Genomic DNA, 20186 nt, shown 5'->3' on the forward strand with positions numbered 1-20186 from the left:
CCGAATTGATCCGTGAGAGAGATCGCACTAACTATTAACAAATCAGCGTAGGACGTAAATTGAATGACGTTTTCCACGCTAGGTCACATTTGTAACAACATATTTATCAGAAGGCAGTAAGGCATGACGACCACAAGCAGTGTTCAGGTAATCGCTCCACAGACACTCAATACCATGACGTTTCCACTTCATGGCGCGCGTTTAATTGAAGCATCGGCGGGTACTGGTAAAACATTTACTATTGCTGGCTTGTATTTGCGCTTACTGCTCGGGCACGGCACTGCTGCGCCGCTAGGCGATCTGACTGAAGCTACTCGACATCATGAGCCGCTAACCGTAGACCAAATTCTAGTGGTGACCTTTACCGAAGCGGCTACCGCTGAGCTGCGAGATCGTATCCGTGCTCGAATCCATGATGCACGGATTGCGTTTGCACGTGGGCAAAGTGACGACCCAGTGATTGCTCCTTTGTTACAAGCCATCGATGATCATGCTGGCGCGGCTAAAACTCTGCTTAACGCTGAAAGACAAATGGATGAGGCTGCGGTATACACCATTCACGGTTTCTGTCAGCGAATGTTGACTCAAAATGCTTTTGAGTCTGGAAGCCGCTTTGATAACGAATTTGTGACCGATGAAAGCCACCTAAAAGCACAAGTAGTTGCTGACTATTGGCGTAAACAGTTTTACCCGCTGCCCATTCAACTGGCTGGTGAGGTTCGTAATATCTGGGGTTCACCTGCTGCGTTATTAGCAGACGTAAATCGTTATCTGACAGGATCTCCGCTGAAATTGACGGTAGATGCGATGTCGGGCGACTTGCAAACTCTGCACAACCAAAACCTAGATAAAGTGAAGCAACTTAAAGCGCTGTGGTGTGAATCCGAAGCGGACTTTTTGGCTTTGATCTCTGCTTCGGATGTGAACAAGCGTAGCTACACTAAGAAATCTCTGCCGACATGGTTAGAAGCTGTGACAGCATGGGCGCAGAGCGACACTCATGATTACCAGTTTCCAGATAAACTAGAGAAGTTCTCACAAGCAACGTTAATTGAAAAAACACCAAAAGGCACCGCGCCTCAGCATGCAGTTTTCGGAGCGATTGAGGATTTCTTAAATCACCCAGCTGATTTGAAAGCTCCGTTATTGGCGCATGCGATTACTCATTGTCGAACTATGCTAGCCAAGGCAAAACAGCAGAAGCAGTGGTTATCATTTGATGATCTACTGACTCAGTTATCTGCGTCGATCGATGTCGATGAGCAGTCATTGCTGGTGGAAAGAATCCGTACCTTATACCCGGTGGCGATGATCGATGAATTCCAAGATACCGATCCGCTGCAATACAGTATTTTTAGCCGAATCTACCTCGATAATCCGCAGTGTGGTCTGTTTATGATCGGTGACCCGAAGCAGGCTATCTACGGTTTCCGTGGCGCAGATATCTTTACCTATATCAAGGCGAGAAACCAAGTTAGTGCTCACTACACCTTAGGCACTAACTGGCGTTCGAGTGCTGATATGGTCAGCGCAGTAAACCAAGTGTTTATGAATTCGGATAGCCCGTTTATCTACGATCAAGACATTCCATTTTTGCCCGTTGCTGCCAGTCCATCTGCTGACAAGCGCCAATGGGTGATGAATGGCCAGACTCAACATGCACTGACCTTTTGGCTGCAAGAGGCTGAAGACAAGCCATTGCCGAAAGGTGAATATCACAAGGCAATGGCAGAGGCGACGGCGAGTCAAATTCAAACCATTCTGACCGCTTCTCAAAACCAGCAAGCCTATTTTGATAACGGCAAAAAACAACATGCCGTGAATGCGGGTGATATTGCTGTCTTGGTTCGAACCGGCAGTGAAGGTCGCCTGATTAAGAACGCGTTGTCGGAACAAGGCATTGCGAGCGTGTATTTATCCAACCGAGACAGTGTGTTCACCAGCTTGGTCGCACAAGATATTCAACGTTTGTTGCAGGCGGTGCTGACACCTGAAAATGACCGAGCATTACGCGCCAGTTTAGCGTCGGAGTTGTTTGCTCTGGATGCCGCATCATTGGATGAACTCAACAACGATGAAGTGGTGTGGGAAAACGTCGTTAACGAGTTTAGAGAATATCGTAAGTTGTGGCTTCAGCGCGGCGTGTTGCCAATGCTTCGCAGCGTGATCAGTAAACGACATCTCGCGGAACGCTTACTGGAAGAAGAAAATGGTGAGCGCTCACTCACTGATTTAATGCACATTGGCGAATTGTTGCAACAAGCTAGGCAGGAGCTCGACAGTGACTATGGCTTGTTGCGTTGGTTGGCAGAAGCGATATCAGATGCACAAAATGGTTTAGGCGGCAGTGAAGATGACATTCAACGTCTTGAGTCAGAGAGAAACTTGGTTCAAATCGTTACTATTCACAAATCGAAAGGTTTGGAATATGACCTTGTATTCCTCCCATTTGTCGCGAGTTACCGAGAAGCGAGCGAAGGCAAATTCTACGACCATGATTCAGACACCACAGTACTCGATATTACTGGCAGCGACAGTGCCTTAGCGCAAGCCGATAAAGAACGACTAGCGGAAGATTTGCGCCTGGTTTATGTAGCGCTGACTCGTGCGGTTTATGGCTGTTTTATTGGTATAGCGCCACTGCGTAAAGGGCGTTCAACCAAAGAACCGACAGGCGTGCATTTGAGTGCGATGGGCTACTTGGTTCAAAACGGACAAGAGCAGGGTATTGCCGAATTGCATCAAGCTCTAACGGCAATTGAAGGCAAAAATTCAAGTGTGCTGTTAGCCGAAACACCAACCGCTCATGAACAGGTATTTGTACAAACAGAGCAAGTGAGTGACGACTTACATGCTAATGAACTCAAGGCTTCAATCGACCGAGCTTGGCGTATCACCAGTTACTCGGGGCTTGTAAAGCAAGGCAGTCACGGCGCGAGCCATGACGCGACCATTGAGGTGTCTGGTTTTGATATTGACTCGGCTGATGAGCAGGATGAGTCTGAGTTGATTGAGCCTGAACGCTCTATCTTTACGTTCCCTCGTGGTGCTCGCCCAGGTACTTTCTTACACACCTTGTTTGAGGAGGTTGAATTTACCGAGCCAGCAACCAGTGAACATAACACGCAAGTAATCACTCACTTATTAGAATCAGAGCAATATGAATTAGAGTGGCTACCTGTGCTTCAGCAACTGGTCGATACAGTGCTGAACACCGCATTAGACGGCAAGAACTTAAAGCTAAGCGAGAAAGACTCGACGCAACGTTTAGTTGAGATGGAATTCTTACTGCCGATCGAAGTATTGGCTGCATCTGAACTGAATCAAACCATTCAATATCACGATCCATTGTCAGCCAAAGCGGGCGATCTAGGTTTCCAAACCGTGCAAGGTATGTTGAAAGGCTTCATCGATTTGGTGTTTGAGCACCAAGGTAAATACTATGTACTCGACTGGAAATCGAATCACTTAGGAGATGATGTTGCTGTCTACCATGGCGAGGCATTGAAATCGGCGATGGCCGACCATCGCTATGATTTGCAATATCAAATCTATGCATTGGCGTTGCACCGTTTCTTACGCAGCCGCGTTGCCAATTACAGCTACGAACAACATTTTGGTGGCGTGTACTACTTGTTCTTACGAGGAATGGACGGCCAATCTCAGCAAGGTATTTTCTCGGCCAAACCAACACTGGCTTTACTTGATGAAATGGATCAATTGATTGACGGTAAAGTGATAGACAGACGTTCGGCACAATTGAATGACGATGAAACTGGACAGATGGGGCTTTTATAATGACAACAACGACAACTAATACCGGCATAGATACTGCGAATACAGCAAAGCCAGTTTCACTTATTCCTGAGCAACTGATGGATGTACTCCAGTTTCTTGCGGATAAGGGTTCTATTCGTCAGTTGGATCATCAATTTGCCCGTTTTCTTGCTCAGCAAGCCACGAGCTACCCTCAAGAGATCGGCTTTCTCGCGGGGGTAGTGAGCCATGAATTAGGCAAAGGACACATTTGTACTCAGCTTATACAGCAGCATACGACAGGCCCTGAACTAGCGGCAGATCTTGCTCAGTTACTTGGGTTATACGGTGAAACTGCACTGCAATTGAACCAAAAACTGTTGGGTATTGATTGGGTGGCTGTGCTTCAATCATCAAACTTAGTGGGAACGACCAACGATTGTGTTAAGCCTCTAATGTTCGATGGGCAGCGTGTCTATTTACAGCGTTATTGGAACTACGAAGTTGTGTTGGCTGAGACCTTAAACCGTTTAAGTAAGCCGGTAGAGTTCAATACTGAGCAGAAAAAAGCGCTGACTGAAACGCTCAATCTGCTTTTTGCACGTAGCTATCATTTTCTGTTTAACGCCTTAGCCAAGGCTGAAGCAAGCCAACAAACGTCTCAGGTATTACGCCAACAATTGGTGTGTGACCATCTTGATATTGTGAATGAGCAGGCTTTAGATTGGGGATCAATCGACCAAGCGATTGTACAAGCTAAGCAGGTAACGGGCTTAGATGTGTTGGACGACTTGGTGCCGTTATCGGCATGTTTGAACTGGCAAAAAGTGGCAGCCGCGGTGGCGCTGAGTCGTCGCTTTGCGGTGATTTCCGGTGGGCCGGGTACCGGTAAAACGACCACAGTAACCAAATTACTGTCGGCGATGATCGAGCAATCGCTCAGCCAAGGTAAAACGCCAACGATTAAGCTGGTGGCACCGACAGGTAAAGCGGCGGCGCGTTTAACCGAGTCGATTGGTAAAGCGATTGAGCAGCTGCCATTAGCGCCTGAAGTGAAGGCCAACATACCAACTGAATCGAGCACGTTACATCGATTACTCGGCGCGATTCCTAACCGTGCTGAGTTTAGACATAACCGACGCAATCCACTCCACCTTGATATCTTGGTAGTGGATGAAGCTTCAATGGTTGATCTGTCGATGATGTATAAGCTGGTGGATGCACTTCCTGAGCACGCAAGGCTCATCTTATTGGGTGATAAAGACCAACTCGCTTCAGTAGAGGCAGGTGCTGTGCTCGGTGATATCTGTTCATTCAACTCTGCAGGGTACAGCACAGCGCAAGGCAATTTGATTGCAGAGATGACAGGTTTTGATGCGATAGCTAAACCAAGACAAGACAAAGCTGGAGCGGTGAATCCGCCTGCGATTGCGGATAGCTTGTGTATGCTGCAGAAGAGTTATCGTTTCGATGCGCGCTCCGGTATCGGTCAGCTGGCAAAAGCAATCAATAATGGTTCTGCGAATCAAGTAGACCAAGTGTTTGCCAAAGGTTTTGGCGATATCGAAAACCACCCTCTGTCGAGTGACAGCTATAACCTGATGCTGCGTACTTTGGTTAACGAGTATGGTGCGTACCTCAATAGAATGAATGTGCCGTTGGAAGAGTTAGAAACTCAAGAAGCGAGAGCGAAATCGGTACTCGATTTGTTCAGCCAATGCCGACTGTTGTGTTCCATTCGTGAAGGGGATTTTGGTGTTAAAGGCCTCAACCACAGAATTGAAAGAGCACTGGCCGCAAGGCGTTTGGTGAGCCCTCATAATGATGAGCTGTGGTATCACGGACGTCCTGTTATGGTGACGCGAAATGATCATGGCTTGGGTTTGTACAATGGTGATATTGGTATCTGTATGCTTGAGGCGGGTTCTAGTCAACCTGACTTAACCCCTCGTTTGAAGGTCTATTTTGAGTTGCCCGATGGCAGCGTAAAAGCTGTGCTACCAAGCCGAGTGCCCGATCATGAAACGGCTTATGCAATGACAATACACAAATCTCAGGGTAGTGAATTTGATCTGACCTTAATGATCTTGCCGCCAGATTTCAGCCCTATTTTAACGCGGGAGCTTATCTATACAGGTATTACACGTGCGAAGAAACGACTGATGATGTTCAGCGATACAAATGTGTTGAAGCGTGGGATTAAGGTGAAAACAGAGCGAGTGAGTGGTTTAGGCAGTCGCTTAACGAATTAGTCGTTATGGACGGCTAGAGAAGGTTTTGAACTTAGGGCTAGATAAACACAAAGCAACCATCCTTGGTTGCTTTGAGCGTTATTAGGAATCAGAGCCTAAAAACGCTCGAGTAAACGATATGTGGTTTATCTTGTACTTTGCTTGGCAATTCAAAATAAACTCTTTTAGATTCTCGCTAACAGGGAACACGCAGTGTACGTCTAGCCCTTCTAAGAATTGGTTATCAGCCATATCCCAAAAACTTTGCAGCGAGTTACAAACAATGGTTCTCATATCAATATTGCTCTTTTTGCTGTTTATATTAACGAGCAGAGCTAATGTTAGCGTGCTGGCCGTCAACGGGTATAGCAATCCGTGCAGTGACCACCTCAATGAGTTCGACATGACTATCGAGATGGCAATTCCAATAAAAACATTTGTTAAGATTATTAAAACGTCTAAATTCTATACAATTATACGTGTGAGTGAAAGTGCATAGTTAATAAATCTCATATAGAAAACGATTACATTTGCAATTATTTTTCTGTCGAAGTGAGATTGTGCTCCAAAACTTTATTTATACGTTGAGCGCCAAGATCTTTGAGTTTCTCTGATAGTTGTATAACCCTTGTTTTTCCATCGGTAATTCATCAACCGCTATCTCGTAAAAACCCTGTTCACGGAACCAGTGAAGGCTGTGCGTAGTAAGGACAAAAATCTGGTCGATATCACGAGATTTTGATTGGTGACGCATGTAATCCAGCAACAATTGCCCACGGTTTCCATCGCGATAGTCAGGGTGAATCGCCACACACGCCATCTCTGCCATGTGATCTTCCGGATACGCATATAGTGCAGCGCAACCAATAATCAGTCCGTCTTTTTCGATAATCGTAAAGCGGTGAATCTCTTGTTCCAATTGTTCTCTTGAGCGACGAACGAGAATGCCTTGTTCTTCCAAAGGACGAATAAGGTCAAATATGCCACCAATATCGTCGATCTGAGCTTGTCTTACTTGCTCGGCACTAGCCATGACCACTTGGGTTCCAATACCGTCAAAAGAGAACAACTCTTGGATTAATGCGCCATCTACCTTGTAGCTGATTAGATGACAACGAGGCACACCAGCTCGACAAGCGGAGATCGCTCCTTTCAAGAAGCGCAGTGTTCCTGTGCTCATGTCTTCGGCAGGATTTTGAGATTCCGTTAATCGTTCTAGAATTTGCTTGGCATCTTTAGGGAAGAGTTCGGCGAGCACGTTACCGCGTTCATCTGTTACCCCTTGTTCGGAGCAGAAGCCAATCAGCTTGTCGGCCTTTAGACGAATAGCAACTTGGGTAGCGACCTCTTCAGAAAGTAGGTTAAAGCTTTCGCCTGTCACGGAGCTGGCAATAGGGCCAAGCAGTACAATTGAACCTTGGTCAAGCGTGCGATTGATCCCTTCGATATCGATTCGACGAATACGCCCGCTATGGCAATAATCCGTACCGTCATCCACGCCAAGCGGTTGAGCCGTAATGAAGTTACCACTCATAACATTGAGTTGAGTGCCTGCCATCGGCGTGTTGTTTAAGCTCATTGAGAGGCGTGCGGTGATGGCAAGTTGAAGCTGTCCAGCAGCCTGCATAGCGACGCCCAAAGAATATTCATCAGTGACCCTAATATTCTTGTGATAAGGCGTATGGCAATCTTGCTTGGCGAGCAATTGGTTGATCTGCGGTCTTGCCCCGTGAACGAGAACAATCTTTACTCCAAGGCTGTGGAGCAAGGCTATATCACTAATAATGTTACCAAAGTTCCTGTCGGCAACGGCTTCGCCTCCCAGCATAATGACCATGGTTTTGCCACGGTGAGCATTTACGTAAGGGGTTGATTGTCTGAAACCTTTTACTAGCGCTGTACTTCTTAATTTCACAGAACAAGTCCATTTTGTTTATTCATTCGATAATTTAGCATTTAAATTCAAATGTAAACAACACCTTTTTGGAATAAAGCGCAAACTAATCTTATCTAGGCTTCAATATATAAACTGTCTCAGTGTAGAATGCGCATAGCATCCTTATGAGTAGTCACCGAATGCAACAAGCTCCAGCAACAAAGAACAAAATCGATGAGATAACCAAAGGTCTCTACAGCGAAGCTGATCAGCGCAATCAATCTAAGTTGAAGCGTAAGATCATTGAACGTTGTTTAATGGTTCTAGCCTTAGTGGGTTCGTTTGCGGTGGTTTCTTTGTTCGGCGATGTGCTTTCCCGAGTGCAAAATGCGGCGACGCCCGACAATCTGATATACGGCACTTGGATAGAGCAAGATGTTGCACATTATGCGACCGATGAGTTTGTTCTGAATGCTAATGGTGTGTCAGTTCGTGGGTCTGTTGTTTCGACGAGCTTTGACTTTGATGGAAACTACTTTGAATACAAGGCGGGTGATAAAACCTATCGCTTCCGCATGACCAATTCTGACAATACAGAAATGGTGCTCGATTCTGACAGTCACTACAATCCCATCTTCCGCCTTAAGGGCCATATCGATAACTCCGTCCGATAGGTTATCTTCTTGTAAACTCTTACAATCTAAGATTGTGTTATCTGACTGTTTTTGTCATCCTCGATGCATAGAATTTTTAGGATGACTCTTGTGATTAAAAAATGGCTTCCCCTTGTCGCTGCCTCTTTGTTATTTGGCTGTGCTCAACCCACTGATCTTGCTCAGCAACACCTTGATGACGAATTTCCTCGCACCTTGAATAAGGTCGATCAGGTTGAATCCAATAAACCAAGAGACTACACCGCATTTGCAGAACAAGCTGAGATGGTGGTTTCTAAATCCCCTTCGATGGCTAAAATCTATGAGCCGCTTTATCAGCAACTCAATGAGTGGGCGATGCAAAGTGGAGATCCAAGCGAGCTCGCTAACTTTGGCGTTCAAACTGCTCAATTGGGTGGTGGTGATAAGCAAGGCAACGTTTTGTTCACTGGGTACTTTTCTCCTGTAATGGAGCTACGCCACGAAGCGAATGAAGAATATCGTTACCCTGTTTACGGGCTTCCTGAGTGTGGTAAAGAGTGTCCAACACGCCAAGAGATTTACAACGGCGCACTAGAAGGTCAGGGCCTTGAGTTAGGTTACTCAGCAAACCGTATCGACCCATTTATGATGGAAGTACAGGGCAGTGGATTTGTACACTTCGGTGATGATGACACGCTGCAGTATTTCGCCTACGCGGGTAAGAACAATAAAGCTTATGTGAGCATTGGCCGTGTTCTGATTGAACGAGGCTTAGTTCCACGCGAAAAAATGTCGCTAAAAGCAATCAAAGAGTGGGTATTGGCAAACGATCCTGAAGTAGTGAAAGAGCTGCTTGAGCAAAACCCTTCTTTCGTTTTCTTTGAAGCGAGAGACGACCTATCGGTAATGGGCAGCGCGGGCATTCCTCTATTACCGATGGCGGCGGTAGCGGGCGATCGCTCTATCTTACCTATGGGAACACCGATTCTTGCTGAGGTTCCACTACTGAATGCTGATGGTACTTGGAGCGGCGCTCATCAACTAAGACTGCTATTGGTTTTGGATACGGGCGGCGCGGTTAAGCAAAACCATTTGGACCTTTACCACGGCATGGGCCCTCGAGCGGGTACAGAAGCGGGCCATTACAAGCATTTTGGTCGTGTGTGGAAGCTCGGTTTAGATGGCAGCGCAACTGAAGCGCCTTGGGCTTTGCCTCCTGAAAAGGTTGAGTAAGCTACAATAAAATAGGGCATTGAAAGCGAATCGCTAATCCCCTAGACTTTTTATTCAAGAGTGCGTATAAAACGCACTCTTTTCTTTTTCTCAGAAATAAATTGGCGGCAACAATGCGTGAATTGACCACTCCAGCTTCAGAAAACTATGACCAACGATTTGGTGGCACCCGTCGCCTATATGGTAATAGTGAAGTCGACATACTTAGAGCAGCACACGTGTGTGTGATCGGTATTGGCGGTGTAGGTTCATGGGCGGTTGAAGCGCTTGCTCGTACTGGTTTAGGTGAGCTGACTTTGATCGATATGGATGATGTGTGTGTGACCAACATCAACCGTCAGATCCACGCAATGTCGGGTACCGTTGGTAAAAGCAAAATTGAAGTGATGGCAGAGCGCGTTAAGCTGATTAACCCTGAGTGTAAAGTTAACCTGATTGACGACTTCATCGGCCCAGACAATCAGGCTGAATACCTGTCGAAAGAGTTCGACTTTGTATTAGATGCGATTGACAGCATGAAAGCTAAGGCTTCACTGTTGGCATATTGTCGTAGCAACAAAATTAAGGTGATCACCACTGGTGGTGCGGGTGGTCAAATCGATCCGACTCAAATCAAAGTGGCTGATCTGACGAAGACGATTCAAGATCCGCTCGCGAAGAAGCTAAAAGATACCCTTCGTCGTCATCATAATTTCCCTAAGAATCCAGCACGTAAGTTTGGTATCGATTGTGTGTTCTCAACTGAACAGCTGAAATACCCTCAAGCTGACGGCAGTGTCTGTGCTGCGAAAGCGACAGCAGAAGGTCCAAAACGTATGGATTGTGCGACGGGTTTTGGTGCGGCAACAGTTGTAACGGCGACGTTTGGTTTTGTAGCTGTTTCGCGTATCGTTGAAAAGCTGATTCAAAAGCACGCTAAGTAACGTCTTTTACTCAATTAACAATCGACTGGATATTAAAATGACCACATTCCCAAGCTCTCCATTCGGCACTGAAATTACCAGTGATGATATCGTCGCGAAGATGCAGACATTCAGCGGCTGGGAAGACCGTTATCGCCAAGTGATTCAATGGGGTAAGAAACTGCCAACGATGCCTGATGAACTGAAAAGTGAGCAGGTGATTGTCTCTGGCTGTGAAAGCCAAGTGTGGTTGGTTTCTCAAAATATCGACGGTGTTTGGCACTTTTGTGCTGATTCTGATGCTCGTATTGTGCGCGGTCTGATTGCATTAGTGATGGCTGCGTATGATGGAAAAACATCAGAGCAGGTTCAAGCGTTCGATATTGATGGTTACTTTGAACAAATCGGTCTAATTACCCACCTTAGCCCATCTCGCGGTAATGGATTAAAAGCGATTGTTGCTCAAATCCAAGAGCTAAGTGCTTAATATCTCCTTGATACACAGAAGCAAAAAGGGTTGACGTTAAACGCCAACCCTAAGTAATTTCGCTACTCCCTAAAGCATATCAACGGCTTTTTCTATCGCCGCTACGAGCTTTTCAACATCATCCATGTTGTTGTAAATACCAAATGAAATTCGAACCGTTCCTTTCACATTAAGTGCATCCATTAATGGGTGAGCACAATGATGTCCTGCACGTACTGCGATACCTTGCTGATCCAGTAGAGTCGCTATATCTTGATGGTGAACACCATCCATCACAAAAGTAATCACACTTGCGTTAGGTTGATACCCTAAAATCTGAATGTCATCCAGTTTACTGAGAGCAAGATAAGTCTCGTGTTGTAGTTGGTGGATATGATTTTCGACATCTTGTTGTACAAAACCACTTAACCATTCTATTGCGGTGCTTAGTGCTATGGCTCCTGCCACATTTGGCGTGCCCGCTTCGAATTTGCCAGGCAGTTCTGAAAAAGTAGTGCCAGAGAAAGAGACGCGCTCGACCATTTTGCCACCGCCATGCCATGGTGGCATCGCTTCAAGCAATTCTAGTTTGCCGTAAAGTACACCAATCCCTGCAGGGGCGTAGAGTTTGTGTCCTGAGAATACGTAGAAATCTGCGCCCAAAGTGGCAACATCGACTGGTTCATGGACAATGCCTTGTGCGCCATCGACGACAACCACGGCATTCATCTCATGTGCCTTTTCGATAACTTGCTCAATCGGTTGGCGAGAACCCGTCACATTGGTTATCTGAGCCAGAGCTACGATCTTGGTTCGTTCAGTCAACAGTGCATCAAAAGCAGCAAGGTCGAATTCGCAGTCAGATGTCATTGGGATTTTGATGATCTTAGCACCGGTTTGTTCTGCCACAATTTGCCAAGGGACAATGTTGGCGTGGTGCTCCATTTCGCTCACCAGGATTTCATCGCCCGGTTGGAGGGTACTTCTTGCGTAGGTTTGAGCAATGAGGTTAAGTGCTTCAGTGGCACCGCGAGTCCAGATAATTTCCTTTGGAGACGTAGCGCCAATAAACTGAGCGACTTTGTCTCTTGCTGCTTCAAATTGACTGGTGGCTTGCGCGGTCAAGCTGTGGCTACCGCGGTGAACATTGGCATTCTGCTTAGAGTAATATTGACTAATGGCATCAATAACCACCTGAGGTTTTTGTGTCGTTGCCGCGCTGTCTAAGTAAATCAATGGTTGTTGATTGATGGTTTGTGATAGCGCAGGAAACTGCTCTCGGATGTGATTGATATCAAGCATCTATTCTTACCTAAAATCTTGGAAATTGGTGCCAGCGTTATGCTTAGCGGTATTGTTATTTTATCGCGACTTGTTGACCGTTGCTGACTAATCTTGATGATTCCAGCTATTTTCTTGCTCTTTGACCTGATTGAACAGCTTTTGGTTAACAGGAACTTCTATCTGATGTTTAAGCGCTGTTTTTATTAGGTGTCCAGTGATGAAGTCGATCTCTGTCTTGCGTTGGTAAAACATATCCTGCTTCATGGATGAGTTGTTCTGCGCCGTGGCTTGGATGACCTGCTTGACACTTGCTTCTAATCCGTCGAATGAACAAGCGATCTCTTCGGCCTGCATAGCTTGTGTGAGCTCTTCAACGATAGAACTTAAAATACCCTCAAACCTTTGGTCTGCAAGTTCACCATTCTTGATTTGTTCCAACCCAGTAAGTGGATTGATAGCACAATTGATGGCGAGTTTAGCCCAAAGCGCGGTTTCTATTTGTGGGTTCCAACTCACAGTGGGGAGAGCATCATCCAATACATCAACCAAAAACGTGCACTGTTGACCCGTTTGGTTAAAAGCACCCAATTGGGTTTGTCCTATTCCTGTATGAGATACACTATTACGATCAGGTTTGAATGCTGCTTGGGTCGTGGTTGCCAATACTATCGGGTGAGCATTAATTTGAGTGGCAATGTTGTCGACCGCGCCCATTCCGTTATGCATGAACATGAGAATGGTGTCAGAGTCGAGATATTGAAGTAACGGAGTGGTGGCTTCTTCTACTTGCCAAGCCTTGACTGTGAAGATAACCAAATCACTCGTTGATAGCTTGTCGATATTGTTATTGCTGAAGGAAAGTGAAGTTTGCTCATCAAGTGTTAGGTCAATTGAGGTTTCAGGGGAGCGACTCAACAAAGAGACATTATGACCAGCTTGAAGTAGTTTTATCGCCCATAAAGAGCCGATAGCTCCAGGTCCAACAATAGTGATGTTCACAGCAATACCGAGATAAGAAAGTGATGCTGCAAGGATAGCTAGGCATTAAATGAAAGCAATAAAAAATGGCACCCTAGGGTGCCATTTTGGAAACTTTTCTTAGAAGTTCGATTAGAACTTGTAAGTTACTGCAACGTAGTGACCTACGCCAGAAGAATCAGCTTGTGAAGAAGCGTCCCATGGTAGGTCTGCACCATCTTTAAAGCCGTATACATCGCTGTATAGTTTCAGGCCGTAACCAACTGCAAAACGATCTGAGTGCCAGTAGATACCGTTGAACATTGCGCCGCCGTTGCTTACTTGAGCGTACTCATCTTTCATACCGAATTGGTAATCAATGTAACCTTGGTAAGAGATGAATGAACCGTTCTCGAAGAAGTAGAATGGCTTGAACCAGTTAGTCGAGATTTGGAAACCGTTCCAATCTTTTTGGTTTGAGTCGTATGTACCGTAAAGGTTTAGACCCATTTTACCGAACCATGGAACCATTACGTCAGAACCTAGACCAACTTTCTGAGTGTTAACACCACCGTTGTTACCATCCCACTCGAAAAGAGTTGAAAGGTATAGTTCTTCAACTGGACCGAAAGAAAGGTCTTTACCAGTTAGGCCGTCAAGAGACATACGAGGAGCAAACTTCATGAAGATTTTGCCATCTTTGTCTGCTTTGTCGCTGCTTGAGTCTGATGTTAGGTTAAATACATCAACATAGCCGTAAAGGTCGAAGATTCCAGAGCGACCACCAAATTCCATCTCTAGGTAATCATGAGTAGATTCGTAAGGACCTTTCTCGTTGATTGCACCCATGATGTTGAACTGCATCCACTTGTAATCGTTTTTGTGGATGTCGCCGTCAGAATAATCTGCTGCCATTACTGGAGCAGAAGTCGCTGCAAGTAGGCCAAGAGTTAAAAGTGATTTACGCATAATGGAACTCTCTATGTTTAAAATAAGTAACCCGCTAATCCGTGCGTGTTTGTGTGTCCGAATGCCGAGCATCATAGCGATTTTGTTCTCAAATAAAAGTGAGACAGAGTGAAAATTGCAATTATTAAAGTGAGATCGATCACACTAATGATCTAAATAATGGAACTTTACGGTGGTAATGCATCCTGATGCACCTCTAATTCTATTGATTTTGTGAAATTCGATTATTTTGTGGATAAATAGGTGAAATACTGCGCTAAGCAAACGATTCTACTAATTAGAGTGATATGCATATCAAAATCAACAGTATTCTTTTCTAAGCGTTTTCTCTTAAAAAATGACTCATTCAAACCACCTCTTAATCTCGTCTTTGATCTATTTTTGACCAACAGCGTAGTGGAGTTGGAATCAATTGATGGACAACTCATGTGATGACTGCCTAGGGATTTGAACCTAGCTACTTTTTGAATCACGGAGAATTAAAGACAGTTCACTGCACTAGATTTTGAAATACTTTTTAAAGATTAGTTATTGGACTAATCATTTGTGTGACGAACTGGTCTAACTTTTTTGGAGAGAAGACCGATGAAATATTCACCTATACTCGCTGTAGCGATATCAGCCCTTTTCATTGTTGGGTGTGATGATGACGATGAACCAACAACTCAACTACAAGCTGTACATGCATCGCCAGATGCGCCTTTAGCTAACGTTTTAGTCAATAGCCAGGCTCGTTGGAGCGGTGTCGATTATGCTCAGGCATCCGGGTACGCTTCAGTAAATCAAGGCCAGACAACTCTTCAAGTCGATGTCCAACTCCCAGGTGACGCAGTTGCCACTGTAATTTCGCCAAGCCAATTCGATTTGAGCGGTGAATTAGATTACACCGTGATGGTGGTCGGTGACGCTGACGGTTCTAATAACCCGGTTGAGGCTTTAGTTGTGACGCGACCTTCTGAGGGAACGGCAACGAGTTCAAGTTTAGATGTGCAAGTTGTTCACGCGGCAACAGGGGTTGGAGATGTGAACTTATACGTAACGGCGCCGAATGATCCATTGGGTGCTCCGCTTGGCACTCTCGGTTATAAAGACTTTACTGACGTACTCAATATTCCAGCAGGGCAATACCGAGTGAGATTAGAAACCGTGAGCGGCAATGCTATTGCTTTTGACTCCGGAGAAATAACTCTGTCTGGCGGTAGCGAGCTAACGATCGCGGCTGTGCCAAGAGCTGACTCCAATAGCACTTCCCCAGTAAAATTGATGGTAATGGACGGTTCGGGCTCATCTTTAATCTACGACATGGCAGAAACTGCAGAAGTAAGAGTCGGTCATCTCGTTGATGGCGCCCCAGATGTAGATGTTTTTGTCAACGGAGCTGCATTTGCACCTCTTGCTGATTTGATGTTTAAAGAGATCCGCGGTTTTATCGATTTAGCCGCAGGAAGTTATGACATTGACATCTTTGCTGATGGCACTACAACCAATGCACTGATTGATGCAGATGGAGTCGCGGTATTTGCTGGCATGGATTACAGCATCTATGCGGTAGGGACAGTAAGTCCACTGAATTTGGAACCTTTGGTTGTTCCTGAAAACCGTCGTCCGGTTGCGACCAGTGCGGTGTTAAACATTACCCACGCCGCTGCTAACCCAATTGCGGCATCGGTGGATATCTACTTAACAGAAAACGCGGGGATCTCTGGTAGCACTCCGGCGCTAAGTGATGTGAAATTCAGAGATTATGCGAATGGCATTTATGTTGCGGCGGGGTCTTACTTTGTGACGATTACTGTAGCGGGTCAGCCGTCAGTTGTGGCTATCGACTCTGCGCCCGCAACCTTAGCTGATGGTGTGGTGTATCAAGTCGTGGCGATTGATGATTCGATGGGTACGGGTTTTAACCTAATTGTCAGTGAAACAACAGACTAGATCTGAAGACAGAACGTAGAAGAGGGTAGATCAATGCTACCCTCTTCTTATTTGTTTTCTTTGACTCTATTCTTGGTTAGTTTTGGCTTTCTCTAATAAATCCGTGAAAAAGTGGCGTAACGAGTAGAGCATGATCAAACTTGGAATCACCATAAGTGCGGTCAGTATAAAGAAGGTTGACCAATCATTGAGGTAATCGACCAATTCACCACTAAATGAAGCCAGTGTTGTTCGACCGAAGTTACCCAAGGATGCGAGTAATGCATATTGGGTTGCAGAGAAGGCCTGCCCGGTTAATAGTGTTAAGAAAGAGACAAACGCTACGGTTGAAAACGCAGTTGTAAAGTTATCGACAATGATGGTTGCCAAGAACAAGGTTTCACTCGGGCCAGTGTGAGCGATCCACGCAAACATTAGATTACTGGCCGCCATTGCCACACCGCCGATCATCAGTCCGCGTACAATACCGAATTTCACATTGAAGACACTGCCTACCAAAGTGAAGAATATCGTCGCGCCCCAGCCAATTAACTTGGAGTAATGACCGATCTGTTCATTACTGAAACCTATCTCTTTATAGAAGGTGATCGACATGCGACCTAGGAAGGCTTCACCTATCTTAAATAGGAACACAAACAGCAATAGAGTAATGGCAACTTGAACTCCGTTTCTTTTGAAGAAATCATAAAATGGTTCAATTACCGTCACACTGAACCAAGCGACAAGCTTTGAGCCGACCACTTTATTGTGTCGCTGTTGTGCTTGTTCTTGTAGGGCTTCACGTTGTGTATTTGGCTCTCCGACAAAAAGAGTAAACAGCATTAATACAACAACGACACCTGCCATTCCGTAATACACGCCATTCCAACCGATTGAGTCTGCATTAATAAAGGCAAGGTAGCCTGGTAGTGAATACCCCGTCCACCACCCAATTACGGCCATTGCGGAAGCTTGCGGCAGTTTTGATGCTTCGGATTTTGGGAAGGTATCAATACGAAATGCATCAATCGCGATGTCTTGCGTGGCTGAGGCCATGGCAATAGCGAGCGCCAACATTGAGGTAAACGCCAAATTCTCTGCGGGATTGACGCCTGCGATGAATAAGGTGCCGATTAAAACAATGGTTTGGCAGAAAAAGATCCAACTGCGGCGCTGGCCGAGTATTGCGTGAAGCACCGGCAGTTTTACTCGGTCTACCAATGGTGCCCATAAAAAGTTAATCGCATACACGGCAAACACACTACCAAAGTAGCCAATGGCAGCACGCGTTAAACCTGCATCTTTTAGCCAGCCAGACATGTTGGATCCAATAAGAACCCATGGGAAGCCACTCGAACAGCCGAGCATAAACACCCAAAGTAGACGTTTATCTAGGTAGCTGCGAAAAGTCTGCATCCAAGAAAGAGAGGGAGTGCCTGATGACATAGGGCGTCCTTGTATAGAAAAACGCCCTTAAGAAATAAGGGCGTTACATTGGATTACTTAAGAAGGGTCACTTTAGTGATGACGATTGGGTCGACTGGGATGTCTGACATGCGGCCCATTCGCTTGGTTGGAATCGTTGCCATCTTTTGAACAACATCAAAACCTTCAGTTACTTTGCCAAATACAGCGTAGCCTGGGTTACCACCTTTTGCGTTCAAGAAGTCATTATCAGAGAAGTTAATGAAGAACTGACGAGTTGCAGAATCTGGCGCATTAGTACGAGCCATCGCGATTGTTGCTGTATCGTTCTTCAAGCCATTGCTGCCTTCATTCTTGATAGGAGCGTAAGTTGCTTGTTGATTCATCTCTTGATCGAAGCCGCCACCTTGAGCCATAAAGCCAGGAATAACACGGTGGAAGATAGTGCCTTCGTAGCTGCCGTCAGCAACGTATTTTAGGAAGTTCTCCGCACTAACCGGTGCTTGTTCTTGGTTAAGCTCAATAGTGAAGTCGCCTAATGTTGTTTCCACGTTTACTTTAGGACCAGCCCAAACGCTCACGCTCACTAGCATTAATGCGATAGAAGATAAAATACGACCCATTAGAAACGTTCCTTCATGTAAGTTTGTAGCTCTTGGTCGTTAGCGATCTCAGTAAGAACCAAGTTGATCACGTCATTAAGAACCATAGAGATGTCGTCGTTAGATGCACTCAATGCACTAGTGCGTGTTGCAGTGCCGTTGAATGTTTTAACTAGTTTGCCTTCAGGCGTTTCAGCGGTAACTTCAAGCGTTACTTTACCGTCCATTTTGTTTTCCATAATGGTGTGCTCTACGGTAACGAGTGCTTCTTGAATCTCTAAAACAATCGAGTTTTCACTGTTTACGCTCGCACGAAAACCTTGAGACTCTAACTGCTGTGCAACAGCATTTTCTAGAGAAATACGCATGTTTTGCTTAGCGTGAATTGGCTGAATGTTTGAACGGCCACTATCAACCAATGCAACATATTGAGCGGCACGAACATCTTTACTGGTTAGTGTGTATGTTTTGCCTTGTACAAGGTTGCTTGAGCTTAGTGAAGCTTCTGGCATTACATTGATCTGTTCTTGCTGAGGGGCTGAACATGCTGTCAAAGCCATAATAGAAGCAGCCAAAATCAGTTTTTTCATTCCTTTATCCTTTCTAAATTCACACCAGAAGCTCGGTATCTTAAATTCTTGTGAAGTCGTTTCTGCTTATTTATTAAAATTCGCAGGTTCTCTTGTTGCTTGTAATATCTCAAATTTTTGGTTTAGTTCAAGCGTTTCAACGTTAGCTTCACCAAATAGTCTTGCTAGTTTGACATCGTATCCGAGGTGTCGGTTGCCAATAACAATTAATTTGCCTCCATTGCTTAGAACATGCTTTGCATCACAGAACATTTGCCACGCAATGTGATCCGTAATCGCTTGTTGCTGATGGAATGGAGGATTACACATCACTAAGTAGGTGCTGTTTTTCTTGAAGCCATCTAAACAGTTGTTGGCGATGAACTGGAAGTTGCCTTCTTCACCAAGGTTATCTTTGACGTTTTGGCGCGCCGATTCCACCGCCATAAAGCTTTCATCCACACAGGTGATACGGGCTTGTGGGTTCAATTGCCCTGCTTTTACACTCAATACACCGTTGCCACAACCAAGATCGATGATATGACGTAGCTCAGGATCTTGAGGGATGTGCTCTAGCATATAGCGAGCGCCTTGATCGAGTGCTTCCCCTGAGTAAACATTTGGTAAATTTTTCAGGCGGATATCTTCACCGTCTACATCCCATTCAACAAAAGGCTCTACCGCTTGAATTGGCTGGCAGTTTGGAGATGAGAAGACTAAGCGGTGTTTTTTCTTCGCTAGTGATGTTTTGGTTTCGCCTAGGTATTTTTCGAACAGGTTAAGCGTAGAGGTGTGAATCTCTTTTACCTTGTTGACGCCGATCACTTGGCAGCCTTCAGGCAATGCTTGGCGTAGCTGACTCAATTGCCAGATTAGGTGACGATTTGTTTTTGGCAGCTGCATGATCACAAGATCGATACCGTGTGGGATATCATCCATCGTGTTCAAGAAGTTCACTCGGTTACTTTGATTGCGCTGCAAGTTTTTCAGGGCACCACGGTGAGAGATAAATGAGTCGCTCATCATAGTGACATCATGATCTTTCGAGAACCAAGCGGATAGGGCACCGAAGCTGTCGTTCATGATCAGGATGTGTTTGCCAGGTTCGAGGTTCATCTCTTCAACATGACTGATCAGGTATTCGTCGCCCGCATCCCAAGCTTGAAGGGTTTCATTTGAACGTTTCGGGAAACGATGTAAGGTTAAAGTTCTATCGTGAAGGGTAAGTTCGGTTTTCATTGCTTGAGATACTTATGTAAGAAATAACAAAGATATTGTCTCAAATGCAGGCTGAACAAGATAGAAAAAACTCAACCAAACCTACGCCATTCGCTATCAAATACTCAGACAGTCGACCGCTTAGGGTTTAT

Annotated in this window: 16 protein-coding genes; 7 read left to right on the plus strand and 9 right to left on the minus strand. The window is 45.4% G+C overall.

Features of this window, described 5'->3' with window-relative positions; translation table 11 throughout:
* Positions 1–123 precede the first annotated feature (123 nt).
* Positions 124–3798, plus strand: coding sequence for an exodeoxyribonuclease V subunit beta (recB, locus tag AB4503_RS16240; protein WP_372115391.1), 3675 nt, complete (start codon positions 124–126; stop codon positions 3796–3798).
* Positions 3798–6008 carry an exodeoxyribonuclease V subunit alpha gene (recD, locus tag AB4503_RS16245; RefSeq protein WP_372115392.1) on the plus strand — a complete coding sequence of 737 codons (2211 nt, stop codon included), beginning with the start codon at positions 3798–3800 and terminating at the stop codon, positions 6006–6008. The genes recB and recD overlap by 1 nt, the downstream gene beginning before the upstream one ends.
* 81 nt (positions 6009–6089) lie before the next feature.
* Here recD and AB4503_RS16250 read toward each other — a convergent pair whose 3' ends face one another.
* On the minus strand, positions 6090–6281 hold the full coding sequence (locus tag AB4503_RS16250; protein WP_046224581.1) for a hypothetical protein: 192 nt from the start codon (positions 6279–6281) through the stop codon (positions 6090–6092).
* Between the two features lie 283 nt (positions 6282–6564).
* The gene (gene argA / locus AB4503_RS16255) at positions 6565–7902 is read right to left on the minus strand and encodes an amino-acid N-acetyltransferase (protein WP_017065782.1); all 1338 of its coding nucleotides are present in this window, start codon (positions 7900–7902) and stop codon (positions 6565–6567) included.
* Between the two features lie 161 nt (positions 7903–8063).
* On the opposite strand from argA, the gene AB4503_RS16260 reads away from it, so the two are divergent.
* The 4 genes from AB4503_RS16260 to csdE all read left to right on the plus strand — a co-directional run bounded on the left by AB4503_RS16260 (position 8064) and on the right by csdE (position 11120).
* Positions 8064–8537 (plus strand): DUF2850 domain-containing protein, encoded by a 474-nt coding sequence (locus AB4503_RS16260; protein WP_017064193.1) that lies wholly within the window; start codon positions 8064–8066, stop codon positions 8535–8537.
* Positions 8538–8618: 81 nt separating this feature from the next.
* Positions 8619–9731 carry a murein transglycosylase A gene (gene mltA / locus AB4503_RS16265; protein ID WP_372115393.1) on the plus strand — a complete coding sequence of 371 codons (1113 nt, stop codon included), beginning with the start codon at positions 8619–8621 and terminating at the stop codon, positions 9729–9731.
* Positions 9732–9844: 113 nt separating this feature from the next.
* Entirely contained in the window at positions 9845–10654 is an 810-nt protein-coding gene (gene tcdA, locus AB4503_RS16270; RefSeq protein ID WP_017059899.1) for a tRNA cyclic N6-threonylcarbamoyladenosine(37) synthase TcdA, read from the plus strand.
* Between the two features lie 37 nt (positions 10655–10691).
* The gene (gene csdE, locus AB4503_RS16275; RefSeq protein WP_017059900.1) at positions 10692–11120 is read left to right on the plus strand and encodes a cysteine desulfurase sulfur acceptor subunit CsdE; all 429 of its coding nucleotides are present in this window, start codon (positions 10692–10694) and stop codon (positions 11118–11120) included.
* A gap of 69 nt (positions 11121–11189) precedes the next feature.
* On the opposite strand, the gene csdA is transcribed toward csdE, so the two are convergent.
* The 3 genes from csdA to AB4503_RS16290 all read right to left on the minus strand — a co-directional run bounded on the left by csdA (position 11190) and on the right by AB4503_RS16290 (position 14309).
* Positions 11190–12401, minus strand: coding sequence for a cysteine desulfurase CsdA (gene csdA / locus AB4503_RS16280; RefSeq protein ID WP_372115394.1), 1212 nt, complete (start codon positions 12399–12401; stop codon positions 11190–11192).
* 87 nt (positions 12402–12488) lie between these two features.
* A complete protein-coding gene (gene panE / locus AB4503_RS16285) occupies positions 12489–13382 on the minus strand; it encodes a 2-dehydropantoate 2-reductase (RefSeq protein ID WP_372115395.1) in 894 nt (297 codons plus the stop codon).
* Positions 13383–13493: 111 nt separating this feature from the next.
* Positions 13494–14309 (minus strand): outer membrane protein OmpK, encoded by an 816-nt coding sequence (locus tag AB4503_RS16290; RefSeq protein WP_102320250.1) that lies wholly within the window; start codon positions 14307–14309, stop codon positions 13494–13496.
* Positions 14310–14894: 585 nt separating this feature from the next.
* Here AB4503_RS16290 and AB4503_RS16295 point away from each other — a divergent pair.
* A complete protein-coding gene (locus tag AB4503_RS16295; protein WP_372115396.1) occupies positions 14895–16241 on the plus strand; it encodes a DUF4397 domain-containing protein in 1347 nt (448 codons plus the stop codon).
* 66 nt (positions 16242–16307) lie between these two features.
* Here the strand turns inward: AB4503_RS16295 and AB4503_RS16300 are convergent, their stop codons facing one another.
* From AB4503_RS16300 to AB4503_RS16315, 4 genes are all read right to left on the minus strand, one after another.
* Complete coding sequence (locus tag AB4503_RS16300; RefSeq protein ID WP_372115397.1) at positions 16308–17666, minus strand: AmpG family muropeptide MFS transporter; 1359 nt, start codon at positions 17664–17666, stop codon at positions 16308–16310.
* Between the two features lie 53 nt (positions 17667–17719).
* On the minus strand, positions 17720–18268 hold the full coding sequence (locus AB4503_RS16305; protein ID WP_019823852.1) for a peptidylprolyl isomerase: 549 nt from the start codon (positions 18266–18268) through the stop codon (positions 17720–17722).
* Positions 18268–18837 (minus strand): YajG family lipoprotein, encoded by a 570-nt coding sequence (locus AB4503_RS16310; protein WP_372115398.1) that lies wholly within the window; start codon positions 18835–18837, stop codon positions 18268–18270. The genes AB4503_RS16305 and AB4503_RS16310 overlap by 1 nt, the downstream gene beginning before the upstream one ends.
* 66 nt (positions 18838–18903) lie before the next feature.
* Complete coding sequence (locus AB4503_RS16315) at positions 18904–20055, minus strand: methyltransferase (RefSeq protein ID WP_372115399.1); 1152 nt, start codon at positions 20053–20055, stop codon at positions 18904–18906.
* Positions 20056–20186 lie beyond the last annotated feature (131 nt).

Origin of the sequence: Vibrio sp. 10N.222.55.B11, from assembly GCF_041473705.1 — a bacterium.
In the GTDB taxonomy this organism is placed as follows: domain Bacteria; phylum Pseudomonadota; class Gammaproteobacteria; order Enterobacterales; family Vibrionaceae; genus Vibrio; species Vibrio crassostreae_C.

What these genes read in the sequence shown, in the direction of transcription:
- recB (WP_372115391.1), top strand. Translation starts at nt 124, where the DNA reads ATGACGACCACAAGCAGTGTTCAGGTAATCGCTCCACAGACACTCAAT.
- recD (WP_372115392.1), top strand. Translation starts at nt 3,798, where the DNA reads ATGACAACAACGACAACTAATACCGGCATAGATACTGCGAATACAGCA.
- AB4503_RS16250 (WP_046224581.1), bottom strand. Translation starts at nt 6,281, where the DNA reads ATGAGAACCATTGTTTGTAACTCGCTGCAAAGTTTTTGGGATATGGCT.
- AB4503_RS16260 (WP_017064193.1), top strand. Translation starts at nt 8,064, where the DNA reads ATGCAACAAGCTCCAGCAACAAAGAACAAAATCGATGAGATAACCAAA.
- mltA (WP_372115393.1), top strand. Translation starts at nt 8,619, where the DNA reads ATGACTCTTGTGATTAAAAAATGGCTTCCCCTTGTCGCTGCCTCTTTG.
- tcdA (WP_017059899.1), top strand. Translation starts at nt 9,845, where the DNA reads ATGCGTGAATTGACCACTCCAGCTTCAGAAAACTATGACCAACGATTT.
- csdE (WP_017059900.1), top strand. Translation starts at nt 10,692, where the DNA reads ATGACCACATTCCCAAGCTCTCCATTCGGCACTGAAATTACCAGTGAT.
- csdA (WP_372115394.1), bottom strand. Translation starts at nt 12,401, where the DNA reads ATGCTTGATATCAATCACATCCGAGAGCAGTTTCCTGCGCTATCACAA.
- AB4503_RS16290 (WP_102320250.1), bottom strand. Translation starts at nt 14,309, where the DNA reads ATGCGTAAATCACTTTTAACTCTTGGCCTACTTGCAGCGACTTCTGCT.
- AB4503_RS16295 (WP_372115396.1), top strand. Translation starts at nt 14,895, where the DNA reads ATGAAATATTCACCTATACTCGCTGTAGCGATATCAGCCCTTTTCATT.
- AB4503_RS16300 (WP_372115397.1), bottom strand. Translation starts at nt 17,666, where the DNA reads ATGTCATCAGGCACTCCCTCTCTTTCTTGGATGCAGACTTTTCGCAGC.
- AB4503_RS16305 (WP_019823852.1), bottom strand. Translation starts at nt 18,268, where the DNA reads ATGGGTCGTATTTTATCTTCTATCGCATTAATGCTAGTGAGCGTGAGC.
- AB4503_RS16310 (WP_372115398.1), bottom strand. Translation starts at nt 18,837, where the DNA reads ATGAAAAAACTGATTTTGGCTGCTTCTATTATGGCTTTGACAGCATGT.
- AB4503_RS16315 (WP_372115399.1), bottom strand. Translation starts at nt 20,055, where the DNA reads ATGAAAACCGAACTTACCCTTCACGATAGAACTTTAACCTTACATCGT.